A 20,352-nucleotide genomic window follows, 5' to 3' on the forward strand; every position below is an offset into this window, starting at 1 on the left:
TTCGCGGCCTCGGGTCCTCGCCTGGCGGCTCACCCCCGAACCGCAAAGCGGCGAGCGCGACTGTGTTTGCGAGCTTCGCGGCCTCGGGTCCTCGCCTGGCGGCTCACCCCCGAACCGCAAGCGGCGAGCGCGACATCGCTTCGCGATCTCTCGTGAAGCCTCGCCTTCGGCTGGCTCCACGACCCGTTAGCGCACTCGCGTGCGGGCTGAGGCACATGGCCCGCTCTTGACTCGCATTGCCGGGAAATGGACACATTGGGTCAAATGGGGTTCGATCCCGGTGCAGTGACGGGAATGTGATGGGGATCACGGAGGGTGTCCGGGGGCGGGGCCTGCTGGAGGTGCCGGGTGACACCGTTAGGGCCTTGGTGGGTGGTTTTTTGCGATCTTGCGAAAGCCCCAGGATGGCAGGGGGTTCGCGGTTGAAGGGCCCGAGTTGCCCACAGTCCGTATTCAGGACACTCCAAGGAGTGATTTTCGCGATTTTGTGGCGTGCTAAACGGCACTTCACGTTGCCTTATGGGGTCTGAACTCGCTAGTTTCCCAACCCGTCCGACTCCGTCGAGTGGAAACCTGAGGTGACCCGGCGTGGCTCTTCCGCCCCTAACCCCCGAACAGCGCGCCGCAGCCCTTGAGAAGGCTGCCAAGGCTCGCAAGGAGCGGGCCGAGGTGAAGAACAAGCTCAAGCACGGGGGAACCTCGCTTGCCGAGGTCCTCAAGGAGGGGCAGACCGACGACGTCATCGGAAAGATGAAGGTGTCGGCCCTCCTCGAATCCCTGCCCGGTGTGGGCAAGGTGCGTGCGAAGCAGATCATGGAGCGTCTGGGGATCGCCGAGTCGCGCCGCGTGCGCGGCCTCGGTGCCAACCAGCGCGCCTCCCTGGAGCGTGAGTTCGGCGGCGGCAACCGCTGATGCGACTCGCGGACGGGCGCGGCGGTTCGGACGCCGCGGCCGGCTCGGGTATACCCATGGGCATGCCCGCCTCCGGCCCCATCCCGTCCAGCTCCGGCGCACCCATTCCTGTGCCGGACGGCTCCCATTCGCAAGATCGGCTTGTACGGCGGCTGACGGTCCTCTCCGGCCCGTCAGGCGTCGGCAAGAGCACGGTCGTCGCCGAGATCCGGCGAGCACACCCGCGGGTGTGGCTGTCGGTCTCGGTGACCACCCGGCCCCCCCGGCCGGGTGAGACCCACGGCGTGCAGTACTTCTTCGTCGACGACGCCGGTTTCGACCGGCTCGTCGCCGGAGGGGAACTGCTCGAGTGGGCCGAGTTCGCGGGCAACCGCTACGGCACGCCGCGGCGGCCCGTGCTCGAACGGCTCGAACGCGGCGAGGCCGTCCTCCTGGAGATCGACCTTCAGGGGGCCCGGCAGGTCCGGCAGAGCATGCCGGAGGCCCTGCTGGTCTTCCTCGCGCCCCCGTCCTGGGAGGAGCTGGTGCGCCGCCTCGTCGGCCGCGGCACCGAGCCCCCCGAGGTGATCGAACGCCGCCTGGAGGCGGCCCGCGTCGAGCTGGCGGCCGAGAAGGAGTTCGACCTCACCCTGATCAACACGGCCGTCGGGGACGTGTGTCATGAGCTGGTAACGTTGATGTCCGTTGAATAACCACTAGTGGAAGGCGACGGTGTGGCAGCCAGCACCGAAGGCATCACCAACCCGTCGATCGACGAGCTCCTCGAGGTCGTCGACACCAAGTACGGCCTCGTGAGCATCGCGGCCAAGCGCGCGCGGCAGATCAACGCCTACTACGCCCAGCTGGGCGAGGGCCTGCTGGAGTACGTCGGCCCGCTCGTCGAGACCCAGGTCCAGGAGAAGCCGCTGTCGATCGCCCTCCGCGAGACGCGCGAAGGCCTCCTCAACGCCGAGCCCATCGAGGGTTAGCGGGGGGACGAGTGTGGTCGGTGCCTAGAGCACCTTCTCCGGCACTCGCCAACCCTCATGTCTGCCCAGGGGGGCGACCCCTGGAACCCCCGATGGATCCCCGTACGGGGGTCGCCGGGCTCTTGGGAACCATCGAACATGACCTCACGTAAGCCGCGTGTTGTGCTTGGCGTCAGCGCGGGGATCGCCGCTTACAAGGTGTGCGAGCTGCTGCGGCGTCTCACCGAGTCGGGGCATGACGTCCGTGTCGTGCCCACGCGGGACGCGCTGCGCTTCGTCGGCGAACCCACCTGGGCGGCGCTGTCGGGCAACCCCGTGAGCACCGAGGTGTGGAACGGGGTCGACGAGGTTCCGCATGTGCGGCTGGGGCAGGAGGCCGATCTCGTCTTCGTCGCCCCGGCGACGGCCGACATGCTCGCCAAGGCCGCGCACGGCCTCGCCGACGACCTGCTCACCAACACGCTGCTGACGGCGCGGTGCCCGGTCGTGTTCGCGCCCGCGATGCACACCGAGATGTGGGAGCACCCCGCCATCCAGGCGAACGTGGCGACGCTGCGGGCCCGGGGCGCCGTCGTGGTCGAGCCCGCCTCCGGGCGGCTGACCGGCAAGGACACCGGCAAGGGGCGGCTGCCCGATCCCGCCGAGTTGTTCGAGGTGGCGCGGCGCGTGCTGGCGCGTGGTGGTGCGGAGCAGGATCTGGCCGGGCGGCACGTGGTGGTCTCTGCCGGGGGCACGCGTGAGCCCATCGACCCGGTCCGCTTCATCGGCAACCGCTCGTCGGGGCTTCAGGGTTACGCGCTGGCCCGTACGGCCGTGGCGCGCGGGGCCAGGGTCACCCTGGTGGCCGCCAACGTGGCACTGGCGGATCCGGCCGGGGCCGACATCGTCCCGGTGGGATCGGCGGAGGAGATGCGCAAGGCGGTCCTGGAGGCCGCCGACGGCGCCGACGCGGTGGTGATGGCCGCCGCGGTGGCCGACTTCCGGCCCGCCGGCTACCAGGGCTCGAAGATCAAGAAGACGCCGGGCGCCGAACCCGAGCCGATCCACCTGTCCAAGAACGCCGACATTCTGGCCGAGCTAGGCCAACGCCGGCGGGCCGGCCAGGTGATCGTCGGCTTCGCGGCCGAGACCGACGACGTGCTCGCCAACGGGCGCGAGAAGCTCGCCCGCAAGGGCTGTGACCTGCTCGTCGTCAACCAGGTGGGGGACGGCCTCACCTTCGGCCAGGCCGACAACGCCGCCACCATTCTGGCGGCGGACGGCGAATCCACCGAAGTGCCGCGCGGAGCGAAGGAAGCCCTGGCAGACGTCGTATGGGATCTCGTCGCCGCGCGTCTCGAGTGATATACATACCACTTCGGTGAGGATTGAGCAGCCCTCCAGCGGGGCCCGATAAACTTCGCCGACAAGCCCATAAGAACGGCGGTGGCCTGCCGCCCGCCACAAGTCCGTCCGCCTCTGCGACAATTTCAGTCAGCAGCCGCTGCATAGGAGTTCACGTACGTGTCTCGTCGCCTCTTCACCTCCGAGTCCGTGACCGAAGGGCATCCGGACAAGATCGCGGACCAGATCAGTGACGCGATCCTCGATTCGATGCTCAAGGACGACCCCGCGAGCCGGGTCGCCGTCGAGACCATGATCACCACCGGCCAGGTGCACGTGGCCGGCGAGGTGACCACCGAGACCTACGTGGACATTCCCGGTGTCATCCGGGAGAAGATCCTCGAGATCGGCTACGACTCGTCCAAGAAGGGCTTCGACGGCCACTCCTGCGGCGTGTCGGTGTCCATCGGCGCGCAGTCGCCCGACATCGCGCAGGGCGTCGACGACGCCTACGAGACCCGCGAGGGCGAGGACCGCGACAAGCAGGGCGACGACCTCGACCGCCAGGGCGCCGGCGACCAGGGCCTGATGTTCGGCTACGCGACCAACGAGACGCCCGATCTCATGCCGCTGCCGATCACCATCGCGCACAAGCTGGCGCACCGGCTGTCGGCGGTCCGCAAGTCCGGCCAGGTGCCCTACCTGCGGCCCGACGGCAAGACCCAGGTCACCATCGAGTACGACGGCGACCGGGCGCTGCGCCTCGACACCGTCGTGGTCTCCAGCCAGCACGCTCCCGACATCGATCTCAAGGAGCTGCTGACCCCCGACATCAAGGAGCACGTGGTCGACCCCGTGCTCGCCCAGTTCGAGCTCGACACGAGCGACTACCGGCTGCTGGTCAACCCGACCGGCCGCTTCGAGATCGGCGGCCCGATGGGCGACGCCGGCCTCACCGGCCGCAAGATCATCGTTGACACCTACGGCGGCATGGCCCGGCACGGCGGCGGCGCGTTCTCCGGCAAGGACCCGTCCAAGGTCGACCGGTCCGCCGCCTACGCCATGCGCTGGGTCGCCAAGAACATCGTCGCCGCGCAGCTGGCCGACCGCGCCGAGGTGCAGGTCGCCTACGCGATCGGCAAGGCCCACCCGGTCGGCGTGTTCGTGGAGACCTTCGGCACCGAGAAGCTCCCGGTCGACAAGATCACGGAAGCCGTGCAGCAGGTCTTCGACCTTCGTCCGGCCGCCATCGTCCGCGACCTGGACCTGCTCCGCCCGATCTACTCCCAGACCGCCGCGTACGGCCACTTCGGCCGTCCCGAGCCGGACTTCTCCTGGGAGCGCACCGACCGCGCCGAGGCCCTCGCCCAGGCGGCGCGTTAACTGCTCCTCGGCCTCGAGGGGCTCGCCTGGCGGCTCGCCTCTCGAACCGAGAAGCGTGCGGGCGCGGCATCGCTTCGCGATCTTCGCGTGAAGCTTCGCCTGGCGGCTCGCTCCAGCTCAGGTGGCGCGCCCGCGTGACGGTTCGCTTGCAGCGGTCGGACGGCTGGTCTCGCTGCGCAAAGGCCCCGAGGATTGCTCGGGGCCTTTGCTGTTGGCAGCATCAGAGTGCGTGCCCGGCGAGCTGGAGGAGCCGGCGCATGTCGTGGTAGCCGTGAACGCAGGCGGCCATGACGCCTGGATAGCCGCCGGACGTCTCGGCGTATTCGAGCAGGAAGTACGGGTCGAGGGCGTCCGGGTGCTCGACGTTCACCTCGACCACCACGCCGGTCGCCACGTTCTCGAACCTGCAGTGTTCGCCGTGCGGATCGGCGTGCCACGACTCGGGATCGGGCTCGCTTGCGGCCAGTTGCCGGGCGAGGCGGCGGAAGTCGGCCATGAGGGCGTCGAGCTCGGCGCGGGCGCGACCGGCCTCCTCGCGGCTCACGAGCCGCATCGCGGTGATGGTCGAGGCGCCCGAGACGAAGACGTCGATGTCTTCGGCTGCGAGTGACGGCTTCAACCGGGACACGGCGGCGAACGGGTCGGGGACGGTGAAGACCGCGTGCTGTCCGCGGCTGACCGCCTGCCGGATGCTCTCGGGTGTCATTCCGTGGGCGGCTTGCCGCTGATGAGGCCGATCATCAGGCGCAGCTGTTCGCTGTAGCGTTCCTCGAACTCCGGAGTGCGGGGGTCGATGCCGAACGCCTCGCGGGCGAGGTGCGGCATCATCATGGGGGCCATGGCCATGCCCTGCAGCGCCAGCCGCACGGCCGCCGGGTCGAGGTCGGCGGGCAGTTCGCCGCGCTCCTGGCGTTGCCGGATGTGGGCGAGATCGTCACCGATGGACGTGTCGACCGGCGCCGATTCGATGTCGTCGTCCTCCAGGCCGCGCCAGAGCATCAGGCGGGGCGGACGAGGGTCGGCCAAGCCGCGCCGCAGATAGCGCACCGCCACCTCGCACAGGGGGACATCGAGGCCGGCGAAGGACTTCTCGCTCTCCAGCCAGCAGCGCTGCATCTCGCGGTAGAGGCCCTCCTTGCCGCCGAAGTAGTAGCTGATGAGGTGCTTGTTGACGCCCGCCCGGTCGGCGATGTCCTGGACCCTGGCGCCGGCGTAGCCCTTGGCCGCGAACTCGGTCACCGCGGCGTCGAGCAGGGCCGCCTGGGTGCGTTCGGCGTCGCGCTGCCGTTCCTCGGGCGCCGGGGCGCGCCAGCGTTTCGAGGTGGTCTTCTCCGCCATGCGGCCAGTCTAGATCGCTCCTCGACCGTAGAGACAAGCGAGTTGATTGTCCAGACGGTTGACAGAATTGTCTAGATGGATAAATGCTTGCCGCCATGACCCGGATCCATGCCGAGGCCGTCGCGGCGGCCATGCCGCCGCCCGCCCGCTTCAGTCCCGAACTGCGCCGTGTGATCGCCGCCCTCGTGCTCGGCGGCGTCCTGGTGATGCTCGACTCGACGATCGTCAACATCGCGTTGCACACGCTCTCGGCCGAGCTGGACACCACGCTCGCCGGCGTCCAGTGGGTCGTCACCGCCTACACCCTCGCCATGGGCCTGGTGATCCCGGTGAGCGGCTGGCTCGCCCGCCGGGCCGGGGCGCGGCGGCTCGTCGTCGCCGCCACCGCGACGTTCACGGTGGCGTCGTTGCTGTGCGGCCTGGCGCAGGATCCGGCGCAGCTGATCGCGTTCCGGGTGCTGCAGGGGCTGGCGGGCGGCCTCATGATGCCCGTGGGCCAGATCATCCTGGTGCGCGCGGCCGGGCCGGACCGGCTCCCCCGGGTGATGGCCGTCCTCGGCCTGCCGATGATCATGGCGCCGGTGGTGGGGCCGACCCTGGGCGGGCTGCTGCTGGAGCACGCCTCCTGGGAGTGGATCTTCCTGGTGAACGTGCCGGTCGGGATCGTCGCGACCTGGCTGGCGTGGCGCATGCTGCCGTCCGACGGGGCGGGCGAGAAGGCAGGGCCACTGGACGTGCCGGGTCTGGCGCTGGCCGCGGCCGGCACCGTCGGCCTCACCTACGGCCTGGCCGAGGCCGGCGAGCCGGGCGGCGCCTTGGCGGGCGCGGTCTGGGCAGGGGGCGGCGCCGTGCTGCTCGCGCTCTTCGTGCTGCGCTCCCTGCGGGTGCGACGGCCGCTGCTGGACGTGCGGCTCTTCCGCAACGCGGGGTTCGCCGCGGCCTCGCTCGCCTCGTTCACCCTCAGCGCCGCGATGTTCGGCGGGATGATCCTGCTGCCGCTCTACTTCCAGACCGTCCGGCATGAGGACGCGGTCGCCACAGGTCTCCTCGTCGCGCCGCAGGGGCTGGGCGCCGCGGCGGCGATGTGGGCGTCCGGCCGGATCACCGAACGGCTGGGCGCCGGCCTGACCTCGCTCCTCGGCGGGCTGGTCGCCGTGGTCACCACCGTGCCGTACGTGCTCGTCACCGAGGACGTCTCGTACCCCCTGCTGGCCCTGGCCATGGTCGGCCGGGGCATCGGCATCGGCCTGTCGGCGATGCCGCCGATGACCGCGGCGTTCCAGGCGCTCTCCCCGGCCCAGATCGCCGACGCGAGCCCGCAGCTCACGGTGCTCCAGCGGGTCGGCGCCTCGGTCGGCACCGCCATCTTCGCGGTCGCGCTCCAGCAGGGGCTCGACGGCGCGGGGACGGCGCCCGCCCGGCAGGCCGACGCGTTCGGCGGCGCCTTCGGCTGGGTGCTGGCGGTGACCGCGGTGGCCGTCCTGCCGGCCGTCGTGCTCATGGTCACCGAACGCCGCCGCCGCGCCGCGCAGCCGGAGCCGGAGCCGCTCGCCCTATCGCCCGATCAGTCGGATCGGGCGGATCAGCCGGGGCAGGGGGTGCCGCGGGGCAGCTCGTAGCGGGCGCCCACGTGGTAGCGGCCGGGGCCGGGGGCGTCGAGCCGGACGAAGTCACCGGCGCGGGCCAGGCAGCCCTTCCCCGGCCCGTGCACGCTCAGCCAGGGCGACCAGGAGATGCGCAGCAGCACCGAGCTCTTGCCGGGAACCTTCACCACCATGCGGTCGGGGCTGATCCGCTCGACCGTGGCGGGGGCGTCGGCGAGCGGCTTGGGATCGGCGACCCGGTAGACGCGCCAGTGCCGGTCCCGCCAGACCTCGCTCAGATACGGCTGGCCGCTGCGGACGAGGGCCGCCTCACGCCGGGCGGCCCAGTCGACCTCACGTTCCGGCAGGACGACGTACTGCACGGCCCACGTGCGCAGCCAATCGCGGTAGCTGGTGGCGTTGAAAAGGGTCTCGTCGTAGAAGAGCTCGTTGCGGTGGGCGTCGACCTGGCGGTTCCAGCCGCGGGCGAGGATGAAGTGCCGGCTGAGCCCGTACGCCTCCCAGTGGGAGCGCAGCGGGACGACCTCGATCCGGCCCTGGGCCGCGCCGAGCCCCTTGAGCGCGGTGATCAGCCCCGTGGAGTACCGGGCGGTCGCCCCGGCCGGGCGGGTGTGGATGATGTCGTCGACCGGCTTGACCACCTGCCAGCCGGCGGTGACCAAGAAGGCCACCGACAGCACGGCCAGGCGGAGCCGGCCGGTGGCGCGCGCCACCGCGATGATCAGGAACATGCCGCCGAACATCAGCGCGAGCCGTTCGACGTTGCTGCCGATCGGGGACGGGATCGCCCAGGTCAGGAGGATTCCGAGGAGGTAGACGCCCGCGCCGACGCGCACGACCCGCCAGGAGCGCGGCGCGCAGAGCGTCACCGCGACCACGCTGGCGAGCGTGGGAAGGACGATGGCGGTCGTGGAGATCGGCTGCTTGCCGTAGAAGGGGAACAGCGCCGACGTCGCCGCCACGACCAGCGGCGGCCCCAGGGCGAGCATGAGCCCGGCCCGACGCCGTCCGGTCAGGAAGAGCGCCGCCGCCAGCACCAGGACGAACAGCCCGGCGACGGGGCTCGCGAGGGTGGCCAGCACGCCGAGGAGCAACATCCCGGCCGCCCGCAGCGGCGGGGTGCCGCGCGGCGAGAAGGCCGGGAACACCGCGGCCAGGGCGAACAGCAGGCCGAGCCCGAAGGTCACCCGCCCGGACGCCGAGTTGCACGAGATGGCGAACGCGGCCCACATCGCCGCCGCCGTCGCCACCGGGGCCTTGAACCGCACCAGCAGCATCGCCGTCAGAGTGGCCGACAGCGTGCCGGTGACCACGGCGACCGTGCGGATCCCGAACCAGCCCATGAGGTAGGGGGAGAGCACGCTGTAGGAGGCCGGGTGCATGCCGCCGTACCAGGCCAGGTTGTACGAGGCCTCCGGATGCTGGCGGGCGAACGTCGTCCACGCGGCCTGCGCGGCGAGGTCGCCGCCGTTGTTGGCCACGTAGAAGCCCCACAGCAGGTGCAGGATCCCGGCCGTCAGCGTGGCGGCCATCACCGGGCGGCGCGGGTCGAGCCGCTCGCGCCAGCGGTGCCCGCCGCCCGGCGGGGACGGCAGGCGGACGCGCCGCGGCTGCGGCACGGTGAGGACTGCGCCCTCGACCCTCTCCGGGGTCTCCGCGGTCGTCACGGAGCCGGGACGGGTCGGAAGGACATCTGGGGGACCGGCGGCATCGGGCAATGATCCCGTCAACTTGGTGGTAGTTCAAACCGGGCGCCCGCGGGGCGGCCCGGAAGAGCCATGGGCGAGCACGGACCGCTCATCTGGTAGGACGGTGGAGTGACGAACGACGGCGGCGCGGCGGAGCTCATCCCGGGGCTGGGGGACATCGTCCCGGTGCCCGCCGCGAAGCCCGCCAGGCCTGGCCGGCCTGCGAAGCCGACGAAGGCGGGTAAGCCGCGCAAGACGCCCAAGAAGGGTGTCCGGGTGCCCGCCGAGACCCTGCCGGTCGCCCGGATCGCCGTGGACGTGGCCCTGCCGCACCTCGACCGCCCGTTCGACTACCTGATCCCCGCCGAGCTGGCCGACAAGGCCGTTCCGGGCTGCCGCGTCCGGGTGCGGTTCGCCGGGAAGCTCGTCGACGGCTTCCTGCTCGAACGGGCCGGCGAGAGCGACCACGAGGGCACGCTGCGCTTCCTCGAACGGGTCACCTCCCCCGAGCCGGTGCTCGCGCCGGAGATCGCCGCGCTGGCCCGCGAGGTCGCCGACCGCTACGCGGGCTCGCTCTACGACGTGCTGCGGCTGGCCATCCCGCCGCGCCACGCCCGGGTCGAGGCCGAGCCGCCGGGCGAGCGCCTGGAGTACGAGGCGCCCGGCGGCCCCGGGCCCTGGGCCGACTACCCGGCCGGCCCGTCCTTCCTCGCCGCGCTCGGCGAGCGGCGGGCGCCGCGCGCGGTGTGGAGCGCGCTGCCCGGCCCGGCCTGGCCCGCCGCGATGGCACGGGCGGCGGCGGTCACCCTCGCGGGCGGGCGCGGCGCGCTCGTCGTGGTGGCCGACTGGCGGGACGTGGCGCGCGTGGACGAGGCGCTCACCGCCGAGCTGGGGGAGGGCCGGCACGTCGCCCTGACGGCGGATCTCAAGCCGTCCGAGCGCTACCGCCGCTGGCTGACGATCCTGCGCGGCACGGTCCGGGTGGTGGTCGGCACCCGCGCCGCGATGTTCGCCCCCGTCCACGATCTCGGCCTGACCGTGCTCTGGGACGACGGCGACGACGTGCACCCCGACCCGCACGCCCCGTACCCCCATCCGCGCGAGGTCCTGGCGCTGCGGGCGCACCGCGCCGGCGCGGCGGCCCTCATCGGCGGGTTCACCCGGACGACCGAGGCGACGCAGCTGGTCGAGTCGGGCTGGGCGCACGCGCTCGCCGCCGACCGCGTGCGGATCAGGGAGCTCATGCCCCGCATCGGGCCGGTCGGCGACGACGCGGAGCTGCCCAAGGACGCCGCCGCCCGCAGCGCCCGGCTGCCCAACGTGGCGTTCCAGGCGGCCCGCCGCGCGCTGGAGGAGGGCCCGGTGCTCGTGCAGGTGCCTCGGCGCGGCTACCTTCCGGCGCTCGCCTGCGGCCGGTGCCGTACGCAGGCGCACTGCACCGCCTGCCAGGGCCCGCTCGCCCTCCAGTCGTCGCATGCCACCCCGTACTGCCGCTGGTGCGGCCGCATCGCCGGAGACTGGCGATGCCCCGAATGCGGGCACATCCACATCCGCGCCATCGTGGTCGGCGCCAAGCGGACCGCCGAGGAGCTCGGCCGGGCCTTCCCCGGCGTGCCGGTGAAGACCTCCGGCCGCGACGCGATCCTCGACAGGATCGGGCCGCAGCGCGCGCTCGTCGTGGCCACGCCGGGCGCCGAGCCGGTGGCCGACGAGGGCTACGCCGCCGCCCTCCTGCTGGACGGCTGGGCACTGCTCGGCAGGGCCGACCTCCGGGCGGGCGAGGAGACGCTCCGCCGCTGGATGAACGCCGCCGCCCTCGTCCGCCCGGCGGGGCCGGTCGTCGTCTCGGCCGACGGGTCGCTCCCGGCCGTCCAGGCGCTCATCCGCTGGGACCCGGTCACCTTCGCCGAGCGCGAGCTGGCCGAACGGCGCGAGGTCGGCTTCCCGCCCGCCGTCCGGATGGCCTCGCTGACGGCCTCGCCGGCCGCGATCCGCGGGCTGCTGTCGGACGCGAGGCTGCCCGAGGGCGCCGAAGTCCTCGGCCCGGTCCCGGTGTCCGCTCCGGCGCCCGGTCAGGGCCCCGCCCCGCAGGAGGGCGGCGACCCCGAGAGGGAACGCGCCCTCGTCCGGGTGCCGCGCGCGGCCGGCGTGCCGCTGGCGAGGGCGCTGAAGGAGGCGCAGGGCGTGCGCAGCGCCCGCAAGGCCGACGAGTACGTACGCGTCCAGATCGACCCCCTCGAACTGCTCTGAGCACTAGGGTTTCCGCGTGGCAGACAACTGGGTGGAGAGTCTCACCGATGATCTTCAGCGCTGGGCCGGCGGCCGCGCCGACACCGGCGGCGCGCCGGTCGACGTCCAGGGAGCGTTGCTGCTCCTGGACCTGGCCAGGGAGGAGCTGGCACTCGCCGCCGCGCCGGAGCTCACCCCGGAGCGGCTCGGTGATCTGCTGCTCAAGGTCTTCCCGGACGAGGTCGTCGCCGGGGCCGACGAGGTGCCCGCGATCCTGGCGACCGCGGCCACGCTGATGGACTTCCTCGGCGAGTCCGGCGCGGTCCCGGCCGGCCAGGCCGCCGCGCTCCGCGCCGAGCTCGACCGGCTGGCCCCCGAGTTCGCCGAGGTCGTCGCCGAGACCGACACCGGCGAGCGGCAGGCCGCCGCCGAGGTGATCACCGCGATGATGGTGGCCGACGGCATCTCCCTGGACGACCAGGACGCGGTCGAGGAGTGGGTGTCGGCCTTCGAGGGGCTTCCCGAGGACGAACGGTACGCCCGCACCGAGGAGTACCTGCGGCAGGCCGAGGAGCTCGTCGTGCCGCCCGTACGGCTGGCGCCCGAGGCCGATCTGGCCGCCGCCGCCCGCGCGTCCGAGCTGACCGTCCAGGCCCGCGCGCTCGCCGAGTGGGCGCAGGGCCGCCCCGTCACCGAGTTCGGCGATCTCGACGGAGACGACGCCGCGGCGGCCGTGGCCGCGCTCGGCCTGGAGACCCCGCGGGCCGCCGGCACGCCGGTCGACGACCAGTCCGGCCTGCCCGAGCTCGACCGGCTCTGGTGGGCCGTGGTCGAGTCGGAGGTGCTCGTGACCACCGGCGGCACGGCGGCCGCGGGGCCGTCGCTGCCCGATCTCGCGGCGGGCGACGACGAGACGATCCTCGGCGTCTGGCTGCGGCTGTTCGACGCGATGGCCGTGCCCGAGCACGAGGGCGAGGACGGTCTCGACGCGATCGAGCTGGTGCAGAACGAGCTCACCGGCGTCCTCATCCACCTGTACGAGCAGGAGTCGCCCTCGTCCGCCAAGGTCCTGGGCGACGTCCTGATCGAGCACGTCGCCGACGCCTACGAGCTCTCCGACGCCCACGCGGTGGCCGGCGCCGCCCGGCAGGCCCTCGACCTGGAGCTCGGCGACCTCGTCCGGTGGGGCGCCCTCGAATCGGCCGGCGACGGTTACGCGCTCACCCCGCTCGGCGTTTGGGGCGTGCGCGAGCTGCTGGTCGCCGACGGCTTCGTCGCCCCGGTGGTGGGCGATCTCGCCGAGGCCACCGCCGCGGACCTGGTGACCGGGCTGATCTGGCACCGGCAGGACACCGCCGACGAGGAGATCGCCGGCTGGCTGGCCGGCCGCGAGGCCGAGCCCGCCGCGGCCGAGCTCCTGGAGGTCATGCGGCGGGGCGGGCCCGGCGCCCGCAACCTCGCCGCCGCCGTGCTGCACCGGATGGACGCCGAGATCGCGCCGCTGATGCGGGGCGCCGGCGACCATCCGCTGGTGCGCCCGTACGCGGCGCTGTGGCTCAACCAGAAGACCGGCGCGCCGATCGAGCTGGAACGCGAGGAGTTCGTCTGGATGTTCGTCGACACCGTCGCGGGCATGCTGGAGACCGCCGAGCCCGCGGACGCGGTGGCCGCGGCCCTGGCCGGCGCGCCGGTCGAGGTGGAGCTGGGCGCCATGATCGACGACATGTGGCGCTGCGAACACCCCGACACCGCCGACGTCCTCGCGGCCCTGGGCGACCACGTCCCCGACAAGGCCGTCGCCAAGGCGGCCCGCAAGGCGGCGTACAAAGCACGCTCGGGTCAGGGCGGTGCCTGAGAGCTCCGTAGACTGGGTGGGGAGGTCTCCCATTCACTCGCAATGCACGACCTCGCTCTGAACGCACCCGCAGGAAACGGAGTCCCCGTTGGCCGTCAAGCCCATCCGCCTCTTCGGCGATCCTGTGCTTCGCACCCCGGCCGAGCCGGTGAAGGACTTCGACAAGGAGCTGCGCCAGCTCGTCAAGGACCTCACCGACACGATGATCGACGCCCCCGGGGCGGGCCTGGCCGCGCCGCAGCTCGGCGTGGGCCTGCGGGTGTTCACCTACTACGTCGACGACCGGCTGGGCCACGTGGTCAACCCCACGCTGGACCTGTCGGACGAGCAGCAGGACGGGGAGGAGGGCTGCCTCTCCCTGCCCGGGCTGAGCTTCCCCACGCCGCGCGCCTACCGCGCCGTCGCCAGGGGCTTCAACATGCACGGTGAGCCGATCACGCTGGAGGGCACGGACCTGCTGGCCCGCTGCGTCCAGCACGAGACCGACCACCTGGACGGGATCATCTTCATCGACCGCATGGACCCCGAGCAGCGCAAGGCCGCGATGAAGGCCATCCGCGAGGCCGAGTGGTTCGGCGACCCGGCGCCGGTCGTCAAGGAGTCCCCGCACCGCACGTTCGGGAAGGCTCTCTGACCTTGAAACTGGCCAATGAATCAGCGCAGCGCAGGTACGCCCGGGACGGAGCGCTGACCTGATGCGTCTCGCCAATGAATCAGCGCAGCGCTGGTACGCCCGGGACGGAGCGCTGACCTGATGCGTCTCGCCAATGAATCAGCGCAGCGCTGGTACGCCCAGGACGGAGCGCTGACCTGATGCGTCTCGCCAATGAATCAGCGCAGCGCTGGTACGCCCGAGACGGAGCGCTGACCTGATGCGTCTCGTATTCGCTGGTACGCCCGAGACCGCCGTCCCGTCGCTGGAGGCGCTGCTGGCGTCCGGGCATGAGGTGGCCGCGGTGGTCACCCGGCCCGACGCGCCGTCCGGCCGGGGCCGCAAGCTGGTCGCGAGCCCGGTGGCGCGGCGCGCCGAGGAGGCCGGGGTCGAGGTCCTCAAGCCCGCCAAGGCGAGCGCCCCGGAGTTCCTCGACCGGCTGCGGGCCATCGCGCCCGACTGCTGCCCGGTCGTGGCGTACGGGGCGCTGCTGCGGCCCGCGGCCCTGGAGATCCCGCGGCACGGCTGGGTCAACCTGCACTTCTCGCTGCTGCCCGCCTGGCGCGGCGCGGCGCCCGTCCAGCGCGCGATCCTGCACGGCGACGACGTCACCGGCGCGGCCACCTTCCAGATCGAGGAAGGGCTCGACACCGGGCCGGTCTACGGCGTGCTCACCGAGCCGATCCTGCCCACCGACACCACCGGCGACCTGCTCGGCCGGCTGGCGATCGCCGGCGCCACGCTGCTCCTCGACACCATGAACGGCATCGAGGCCGGCGTCCTCACCGCCCGGCCGCAGCCGGCGGAGGGCGTCTCGCACGCCGCCAAGCTCAGCCCCGACGACGCCCGGGTCGACTGGACCGCGCCCGCGATGCGCGTCGACCGGCTCGTCCGCGCGTGCACGCCCGCGCCGGGCGCCTGGACCACGCTGCGCGGCGAGCGCGTCAAGCTCGGCCCGGTCCGGCCCGCGCCGGACGCCGTGCCCGAGGGCGGGCCCCTGGCGCCCGGCGAACTGCGCGCGGGCAAGAAGGAGGTCCTCGTCGGCACCGGCACCCACCCGGTGGTCCTCGGCGAGCTCCAGCCGCCCGGCAAGCGCCGCATGAACGCCCTGGACTGGACCCGCGGCCACCCGCTCACCGACGAGGATCGTTTCAGCTGATGCCGCCCACCCGAAACCGGCGCGGTGACCGCGACCGCAACCGCAGGCCCGGGACGCCGCGCCGCACCGGCCGGCCCGAGGACCTTGTCCGCCGCACCGCGTTCGACGTCATCCGGGCCGTCGAGACCCGCGACGCCTACGCCAATCTGCTCCTGCCGACCCGGCTGCGCGAGCGCGGGCTCACCGGCCGCGACGCCGCGCTGGCGACCGAGCTGACGTACGGCACGCTGCGCGGCCGCGGCACCTACGACGCCGTGCTGGCGCTGTGCAGCGACCGCGAGCTGCGCCGCGTCGACGGCCCGCTGCTCGACGTGCTGCGGCTCGGCGCCCACCAGCTGCTCGCCACCCGGATCCCGGCGCACGCCGCCGTGGCCACCGCCGTCGAGCTGGCGCGGTCGGTCTCGGGCCCGGGGCAGGCCAAGTTCGCCAACGCGGTGCTGCGCAAGGTGGCCACCCGCGATCTCGGCGGCTGGCTCACGATCGTCGCGCCGGCGGGCGGCAACGAGACCGAGCGGCTGTCGATCGCCCACAGCCACCCACGCTGGATCGTGTCGGCCCTTCGCGACGCGCTCGGCCCCGAGCGGGACGAGATCGACGCGCTGCTCGCCGCCGACAACGACCGGCCCCGGGTGACGCTCGTCGCGCGGCCCGGCCGGGCGACACTGGACGAGTTGTACGAGGCGGGCGCCGAGCCCGCCCCCTACTCGCCGTACGCGGCCCTGCTGCCCGAGGGCGATCCGGCCGCCATCGCCGCCGTGCGCGACGGCAGGGCGGCCGTGCAGGACGAGGCGAGCCAGCTCGTCGCGCTGGCGCTGACCGCCGCGCCCCTGGAGGGGCCCGACGGCCGCTGGGCCGACCTGTGCGCCGGGCCCGGCGGCAAGGCGGGCCTGCTGTCGGCCGTCGCCACCGGACGCGACGCCAGGCTGCTCGCCGCCGACGTCCAGCCGCACCGGGCGGGGCTCGTCCAGCGCACCGTGACCGACCGCGCCACCGTGATCGTCGCCGACGGCACCGCCCCGGCGTGGCGGCCCGGCTCGTTCGACCGGGTCCTCGTCGACGTGCCGTGCACCGGCCTGGGCGCGCTGCGCCGCCGCCCCGAGGCGCGCTGGCGGCGGGGCCCCGGCTCCGTCGCCGAGCTCGGCCCGTTGCAGCGCAAACTTTTGGAGAGCGCGCTGGAGTCCGTCCGGCCGGGCGGGGTGGTCGCGTACGTGACCTGCTCGCCGCATCTGGCCGAGACGCGGGTCGTCGTCGACGACGTCCTGCGCGGCCGTGACGACGTCGAACGGCTGGACGCGCCGTCGGTGCTCCGCGAGGTCTCGTCCGGGCTCGAAGGGATCGGCGCGGGGCCGTACGCCCAGTTCTGGCCGCACCGGCACGGCACCGACGCCATGTTCCTGGCCCTGCTCCGCCGAGGCTGACGTTTCGTCGTCCCGGCGAGGGTGATCACTGTTGGATGGGCGCCACGAAGAAGGCCAAAGAGAAGAAGGCCACGAAGAAGAGCGCACCGTTCGGCGAGCTGCTGCGCTGCCCGCCGGGGCCGGTGGACCTGAGCGGGTTCGACCCGGCGGCGACGCCCGGCGCGCTCGAAGGCAAGTCCGCCACCCGCGAGGCCATGGCCGGTCTCGGGCAGCGCGTCGCGGAGCTGCAGGAGCAGTTGTACGCGTGTGCCCAGGTCGACGGTGACCGCCGCAGGGTGCTGCTCGTCCTGCAGGGCATGGACACCTCCGGCAAGGGCGGCGTGGTCAAGCACGTCGTCGGGGAGCTCAACCCGTACGGCTGCCAGGTCAAGTCGTTCAAGGCTCCTACCAAGGAGGAGCTCAGCCACGACTTCCTGTGGCGGATCCGGAACGCCCTGCCCCACCCAGGGCACCTCGGCGTCTTCGACCGTTCGCACTACGAGGACGTGCTGATCGCCCGCGTCCGGGAGCTCGTGCCTCGCCAGGTCTGGTCGCGGCGCTACGGGACCATCAACCGGTTCGAGGAACGGCTGGCCGCCGACGGCTGCACCGTCGTGAAGTGTTTCCTCCACATCTCGTCCGAGAAGCAGAAGGAACGCCTCACGGCGCGGCTCGAGGATCCGACCAAGCACTGGAAGTACAACCCGCAGGACGTCGAGGAGCGCCTGCTCTGGGGCGACTACCAGGAGGCGTACGGGGCCGCCCTCGAGAAGTGCAACACCAAGGCGGCGCCCTGGTTCGTGATCCCGTCCGACCGCAAGTGGTACCGCAACTACGCGATCATGATGTTGCTGCTGGAGGTGTTCGAGGGGCTGGATCCGCGCTGGCCGCCGGGCGACTTCGACCTCGCGACGGAGAAGGCTCGCGTGGCCGGCTCATAATCGCGCGGACGCTGGGTAGCCTCGATGATCCGACGGACGCGGACCCTGGAGGATCGCGGTGCTCACCGGAGTCATGCAGCTGATCTCGTTCATCGGCAGCGCGGCGCTCTTCGTGCCGGTGCTGGTGGTCGTCTTCTGGTGCGTCGACACCAGGCTGGGCGCCCGGCTGGCGGTGCTCATGGCGGTGAGCGGCGTGCTCAACAACGTTCTCAAGCTCACGTTCAACGAGCCCCGGCCGTTCTGGACCGACCCGTCCATCACCGGGCACGAGGCACGGGACTCGTTCGGCATGCCCTCGGGCCACGCGCAGAGCGCGGGGGCGCTCTACGGGTACCTGGCCCTCCGCTCGGTCCGCTGGAGCGTCTGGGCCGCCGCGACCGTGATGGTGGTGATGATCGGCGTCTCGCGCGTCTACCTGGGTGTCCACTCGGTCGGCCAGGTCCTGGCCGGTTGGGCCATCGGGCTGACGCTGGCGGCGCTCGCCCTGTGGGGGGCGCCGCGGCTGGTGCCGCTGTGGGCGCGGCAGCGGCTCATGCTCCAGCTCGCGCTCAGCCTGGCGGTGTCGGGCCTGTGCCTGGCGGCCTCCTGGACGGCCGTGCGCTCCCTGGACGGATGGCGCTGGCCCGAGCCCTGGGCGCGCGCGATCGTGGACGCGGGCGGCAGCCCCGAGCCGGTGAGCCAGTATTCGGGGGCCGCCGCCGCGGGCGCGCTCTTCGGCACCCTCGCCGGGCTCTCCTGGCTGAACGCGCACGGCTGGTTCGAGACGGGAGGGGAGACCTGGCGGCGGCTGGCCCGGATCCCGGTCGGCGTCCTCGGCGTACTGGCGATCTACGGGCTCGGCCTCCCGTTCGGCACCACCGACCCGGTGCCCGGATTCGTGATCCAGGCGCTGCTCAGCCTGTGGGTGGCGGCCGGCGCGCCCGAGGCGTTCGTCCGGCTCGGGCTGGCCGCCCGGGCCCCCCGCGCTCTCACCCGGCCGGGTGAGGGGCTCTCGGAACTGCCGCAATAGACTCGGGGGCATCATGGCTCCGCAGATCTCTCCCAGCATCCTGTCCGCCGACTTCGCCAAGCTCGCCGACGACGTCGCGCTCGTCTCCGACGCCGCCGACTGGGTGCACGTCGACGTGATGGACAACCACTTCGTGCCCAACCTGACCCTCGGCCTGCCGGTGGTGGAGGCGCTGCTCAAGCACAGCGCGCTGCCCCTCGACTGCCATCTCATGATCGAGGACCCCGACCGCTGGGCGCCCCAGTACGCCGAGGCCGGCGCGGGCAGCGTCACCATCCACGCCGAGGCCGCCAAGGCGCCGATCCGCACGCTGCGGACGATCCGCGCGGCCGGGGCCCGCGCCGGGCTGGGCATCAACCCGGCCACCCCGGTCGAGCCGTACGGCGACCTGCTCGGTGAGATCGACATGCTGCTGCTGATGACGGTCGAGCCGGGCTTCGGCGGCCAGAAGTTCCTCGACGTGGTGCTGCCCAAGGTGCGCCGCGCCCGGGAGATGATCAAGGGTCGTGACCTGCCGGTGTGGCTGCAGGTCGACGGCGGGGTGAGCGCCGAGACGATCGAGCGGTGCGCCGAGGCGGGCGCGGACGTGTTCGTCGCGGGCAACGCGGTCTACGGTGCCGGTGACCCCGCCGAGGCGGTGCGGGCGCTCCGGGGCCAGGCCCAGCACGCCACGTCCGGCGCCGCATGGGCTCAGTGACCACGTTCCCTTGCGCGGCGGTCCTGTTCGACACCGACGGCACGCTGGTCGACTCGACGCCGCTGATCGAGCGCGCGGCGCACGTCTGGGCGGGCGGCTACGGCATCGACGCGGAGGAGTTCCTCGCGGGCTCGCACGGCCGCCGCACCAGTGACCGCATCGCCGAGTTCCTGCCGCCGGCCGAGGTCCGCGCGGCCACCGAACGGCTGGACGGGCTGGAGGCCGAGCTCCTCGCCGAGGGCGGCGTGGTGGCGCTGCCGGGCGTGCTGGCCCTGCTGGGCTCGATGAACGGGCTGCCCTGGGCCATCGTGACGTCGATGGACAACGGCCAGCTCGCGGCGCGTACGCGGGTCGCGGGCGTGCCCCTGCCCGAGGTCATCGTGACCGCCGACGACGTCACCCACGGCAAGCCGAACCCCGAGGGCTACCTGCTGGCCGCCCGGCGGCTGGGCGTGCGGCCGGCCGACTGCGTCGTGGTCGAGGACGCCCCGGCGGGAATCCGCGCGGGCAAGGAGGCCGGAGCCACGGTCATCGCCGTCACCACCAGCCACCCGGCCGGAGAGCTCGCCGAAGCCGACGTGGTGCTCCCCCGCCTGACCGGCGTCAGGGCCATCGAGGCCGGACTGGTGCTCCCCGGGAGCGAGTGACCCGGCCCGGTCCGGTCTACGGGCGTGGGCCGCAGCTCCCGTGCCGGCCGTCCGGCACGAGGGTCTTGAGGAGGTCGCGCAGGGCCAGTTGATCGCGCTCGGGGAGATCGAAGACCTCGTCCGCCGCCTGGGCGTTCTGGGCGAGGAGGGCGGCCCGCCTGCGTTCGCCTTCCTCGGTCAGGACCAGGTGCTTGACGCGCCGGTCGGCGGGGTCGGGCTGGCGGGTGAGCAGGCCGCGCTGCTCCAGCCCGTCCACGATGCCGGTGACGTTCGAGGCGTCGCAGGCGAGGATCTCGGCCAGATCGCGCATCCGCGCGGAACCCTGCAGCGAGACGAGCGCCTGTGCCTGCGCGGGCGGGAGTTCCAGGTCGGCGGCGGCACGGGTGAAACCCTCGCGCAGGCGCCCGGTGACCTGGAAGACGAGCTCCACGAGCTCACGGCTGATGGCGCGGCGGTCGTCGGACGTGGCGTGCATGCCTTCGATCATAGGCAGCCATTGCCGCCATCGAATGTTGAGGTCCTCAAGTATTTCCCTTATGATCCTCAAAGG

General features: G+C 72.8%; 19 protein-coding genes. 15 read left to right on the plus strand and 4 right to left on the minus strand.

What is annotated here, in order from left to right; genetic code table 11:
* The first annotated feature begins 588 nt into the window (after positions 1–588).
* The 5 genes from mihF (at position 589) to metK (ending at position 4,586) form a co-directional block, all read left to right on the plus strand.
* A complete protein-coding gene (gene mihF, locus ACGFNU_RS12635) occupies positions 589–912 on the plus strand; it encodes an integration host factor, actinobacterial type (RefSeq protein ID WP_151566390.1) in 324 nt (107 codons plus the stop codon).
* Between the two features lie 62 nt (positions 913–974).
* Positions 975–1,604 carry a guanylate kinase gene (gmk, locus tag ACGFNU_RS12640; protein WP_392592892.1) on the plus strand — a complete coding sequence of 210 codons (630 nt, stop codon included), beginning with the start codon at positions 975–977 and terminating at the stop codon, positions 1,602–1,604.
* Positions 1,605–1,625: 21 nt separating this feature from the next.
* Positions 1,626–1,880 carry a DNA-directed RNA polymerase subunit omega gene (gene rpoZ / locus ACGFNU_RS12645; RefSeq protein WP_151566392.1) on the plus strand — a complete coding sequence of 85 codons (255 nt, stop codon included), beginning with the start codon at positions 1,626–1,628 and terminating at the stop codon, positions 1,878–1,880.
* Between the two features lie 138 nt (positions 1,881–2,018).
* Positions 2,019–3,224 carry a bifunctional phosphopantothenoylcysteine decarboxylase/phosphopantothenate--cysteine ligase CoaBC gene (coaBC, locus tag ACGFNU_RS12650; RefSeq protein WP_392592894.1) on the plus strand — a complete coding sequence of 402 codons (1,206 nt, stop codon included), beginning with the start codon at positions 2,019–2,021 and terminating at the stop codon, positions 3,222–3,224.
* Between the two features lie 159 nt (positions 3,225–3,383).
* Positions 3,384–4,586 (plus strand): methionine adenosyltransferase, encoded by a 1,203-nt coding sequence (gene metK / locus ACGFNU_RS12655; RefSeq protein WP_392592896.1) that lies wholly within the window; start codon positions 3,384–3,386, stop codon positions 4,584–4,586.
* A gap of 220 nt (positions 4,587–4,806) precedes the next feature.
* Here metK and ACGFNU_RS12660 read toward each other — a convergent pair whose 3' ends face one another.
* Positions 4,807–5,292 carry a hypothetical protein gene (locus tag ACGFNU_RS12660; protein ID WP_392592898.1) on the minus strand — a complete coding sequence of 162 codons (486 nt, stop codon included), beginning with the start codon at positions 5,290–5,292 and terminating at the stop codon, positions 4,807–4,809.
* Complete coding sequence (locus ACGFNU_RS12665) at positions 5,289–5,924, minus strand: TetR/AcrR family transcriptional regulator (RefSeq protein WP_392592900.1); 636 nt, start codon at positions 5,922–5,924, stop codon at positions 5,289–5,291. Before ACGFNU_RS12665 ends, ACGFNU_RS12660 begins: the two co-directional genes overlap by 4 nt.
* Positions 5,925–6,019: 95 nt before the next feature.
* Between ACGFNU_RS12665 and ACGFNU_RS12670 the strand changes: the two genes are divergently transcribed.
* Positions 6,020–7,543 carry a DHA2 family efflux MFS transporter permease subunit gene (locus ACGFNU_RS12670; RefSeq protein WP_392592901.1) on the plus strand — a complete coding sequence of 508 codons (1,524 nt, stop codon included), beginning with the start codon at positions 6,020–6,022 and terminating at the stop codon, positions 7,541–7,543.
* On the opposite strand, the gene ACGFNU_RS12675 is transcribed toward ACGFNU_RS12670, so the two are convergent.
* Positions 7,507–9,195: an MFS transporter gene (locus ACGFNU_RS12675; protein ID WP_392592903.1), complete on the minus strand. Its 1,689-nt coding sequence runs from the start codon at positions 9,193–9,195 to the stop codon at positions 7,507–7,509. The genes ACGFNU_RS12670 and ACGFNU_RS12675 overlap by 37 nt on opposite strands.
* A 150-nt stretch (positions 9,196–9,345) precedes the next feature.
* Between ACGFNU_RS12675 and ACGFNU_RS12680 the strand changes: the two genes are divergently transcribed.
* The 9 genes from ACGFNU_RS12680 (at position 9,346) to ACGFNU_RS12720 (ending at position 19,802) form a co-directional block, all read left to right on the plus strand.
* Positions 9,346–11,466, plus strand: a complete 2,121-nt coding sequence (locus ACGFNU_RS12680) for a primosomal protein N' (RefSeq protein WP_392592904.1) — start codon at positions 9,346–9,348, stop codon at positions 11,464–11,466.
* 16 nt (positions 11,467–11,482) lie between these two features.
* Complete coding sequence (locus ACGFNU_RS12685; RefSeq protein WP_392592906.1) at positions 11,483–13,300, plus strand: hypothetical protein; 1,818 nt, start codon at positions 11,483–11,485, stop codon at positions 13,298–13,300.
* An 88-nt stretch (positions 13,301–13,388) separates the two neighbouring features.
* The gene (gene def / locus ACGFNU_RS12690) at positions 13,389–13,934 is read left to right on the plus strand and encodes a peptide deformylase (RefSeq protein WP_392592908.1); all 546 of its coding nucleotides are present in this window, start codon (positions 13,389–13,391) and stop codon (positions 13,932–13,934) included.
* A 238-nt stretch (positions 13,935–14,172) separates the two neighbouring features.
* Positions 14,173–15,111 carry a methionyl-tRNA formyltransferase gene (gene fmt, locus ACGFNU_RS12695; protein ID WP_392592910.1) on the plus strand — a complete coding sequence of 313 codons (939 nt, stop codon included), beginning with the start codon at positions 14,173–14,175 and terminating at the stop codon, positions 15,109–15,111.
* On the plus strand, positions 15,111–16,529 hold the full coding sequence (locus ACGFNU_RS12700) for an RsmB/NOP family class I SAM-dependent RNA methyltransferase (protein WP_392592911.1): 1,419 nt from the start codon (positions 15,111–15,113) through the stop codon (positions 16,527–16,529). Before fmt ends, ACGFNU_RS12700 begins: the two co-directional genes overlap by 1 nt.
* A gap of 35 nt (positions 16,530–16,564) precedes the next feature.
* Positions 16,565–17,449, plus strand: coding sequence for a PPK2 family polyphosphate kinase (locus ACGFNU_RS12705; RefSeq protein ID WP_392592913.1), 885 nt, complete (start codon positions 16,565–16,567; stop codon positions 17,447–17,449).
* 58 nt (positions 17,450–17,507) lie between these two features.
* Entirely contained in the window at positions 17,508–18,458 is a 951-nt protein-coding gene (locus ACGFNU_RS12710; protein WP_392592915.1) for a phosphatase PAP2 family protein, read from the plus strand.
* A 13-nt stretch (positions 18,459–18,471) separates the two neighbouring features.
* On the plus strand, positions 18,472–19,155 hold the full coding sequence (gene rpe / locus ACGFNU_RS12715; RefSeq protein ID WP_392592917.1) for a ribulose-phosphate 3-epimerase: 684 nt from the start codon (positions 18,472–18,474) through the stop codon (positions 19,153–19,155).
* Positions 19,152–19,802, plus strand: coding sequence for an HAD-IA family hydrolase (locus tag ACGFNU_RS12720; RefSeq protein ID WP_392592919.1), 651 nt, complete (start codon positions 19,152–19,154; stop codon positions 19,800–19,802). Before rpe ends, ACGFNU_RS12720 begins: the two co-directional genes overlap by 4 nt.
* Before the next feature lie 16 nt (positions 19,803–19,818).
* Here ACGFNU_RS12720 and ACGFNU_RS12725 read toward each other — a convergent pair whose 3' ends face one another.
* Complete coding sequence (locus ACGFNU_RS12725; protein ID WP_392592920.1) at positions 19,819–20,277, minus strand: MarR family winged helix-turn-helix transcriptional regulator; 459 nt, start codon at positions 20,275–20,277, stop codon at positions 19,819–19,821.
* Between the last annotated feature and the right edge of the window lie 75 nt (positions 20,278–20,352).

The sequence above is a fragment of the Spirillospora sp. NPDC048911 genome (genome assembly GCF_043198015.1).
Lineage (GTDB): Bacteria > Actinomycetota > Actinomycetes > Streptosporangiales > Streptosporangiaceae > Spirillospora.

Excerpts from the sequence above, each read along its gene's own strand:
- rpe (WP_392592917.1), top strand. The coding sequence starts at position 18,472 with ATGGCTCCGCAGATCTCTCCCAGCATCCTGTCCGCCGACTTCGCCAAG.
- ACGFNU_RS12700 (WP_392592911.1), top strand. The coding sequence starts at position 15,111 with ATGCCGCCCACCCGAAACCGGCGCGGTGACCGCGACCGCAACCGCAGG.
- ACGFNU_RS12670 (WP_392592901.1), top strand. The coding sequence starts at position 6,020 with ATGACCCGGATCCATGCCGAGGCCGTCGCGGCGGCCATGCCGCCGCCC.
- gmk (WP_392592892.1), top strand. The coding sequence starts at position 975 with ATGCCCGCCTCCGGCCCCATCCCGTCCAGCTCCGGCGCACCCATTCCT.
- coaBC (WP_392592894.1), top strand. The coding sequence starts at position 2,019 with ATGACCTCACGTAAGCCGCGTGTTGTGCTTGGCGTCAGCGCGGGGATC.
- fmt (WP_392592910.1), top strand. The coding sequence starts at position 14,173 with ATGCGTCTCGTATTCGCTGGTACGCCCGAGACCGCCGTCCCGTCGCTG.
- ACGFNU_RS12725 (WP_392592920.1), bottom strand. The coding sequence starts at position 20,277 with ATGCACGCCACGTCCGACGACCGCCGCGCCATCAGCCGTGAGCTCGTG.
- ACGFNU_RS12660 (WP_392592898.1), bottom strand. The coding sequence starts at position 5,292 with ATGACACCCGAGAGCATCCGGCAGGCGGTCAGCCGCGGACAGCACGCG.
- ACGFNU_RS12705 (WP_392592913.1), top strand. The coding sequence starts at position 16,565 with ATGGGCGCCACGAAGAAGGCCAAAGAGAAGAAGGCCACGAAGAAGAGC.
- ACGFNU_RS12665 (WP_392592900.1), bottom strand. The coding sequence starts at position 5,924 with ATGGCGGAGAAGACCACCTCGAAACGCTGGCGCGCCCCGGCGCCCGAG.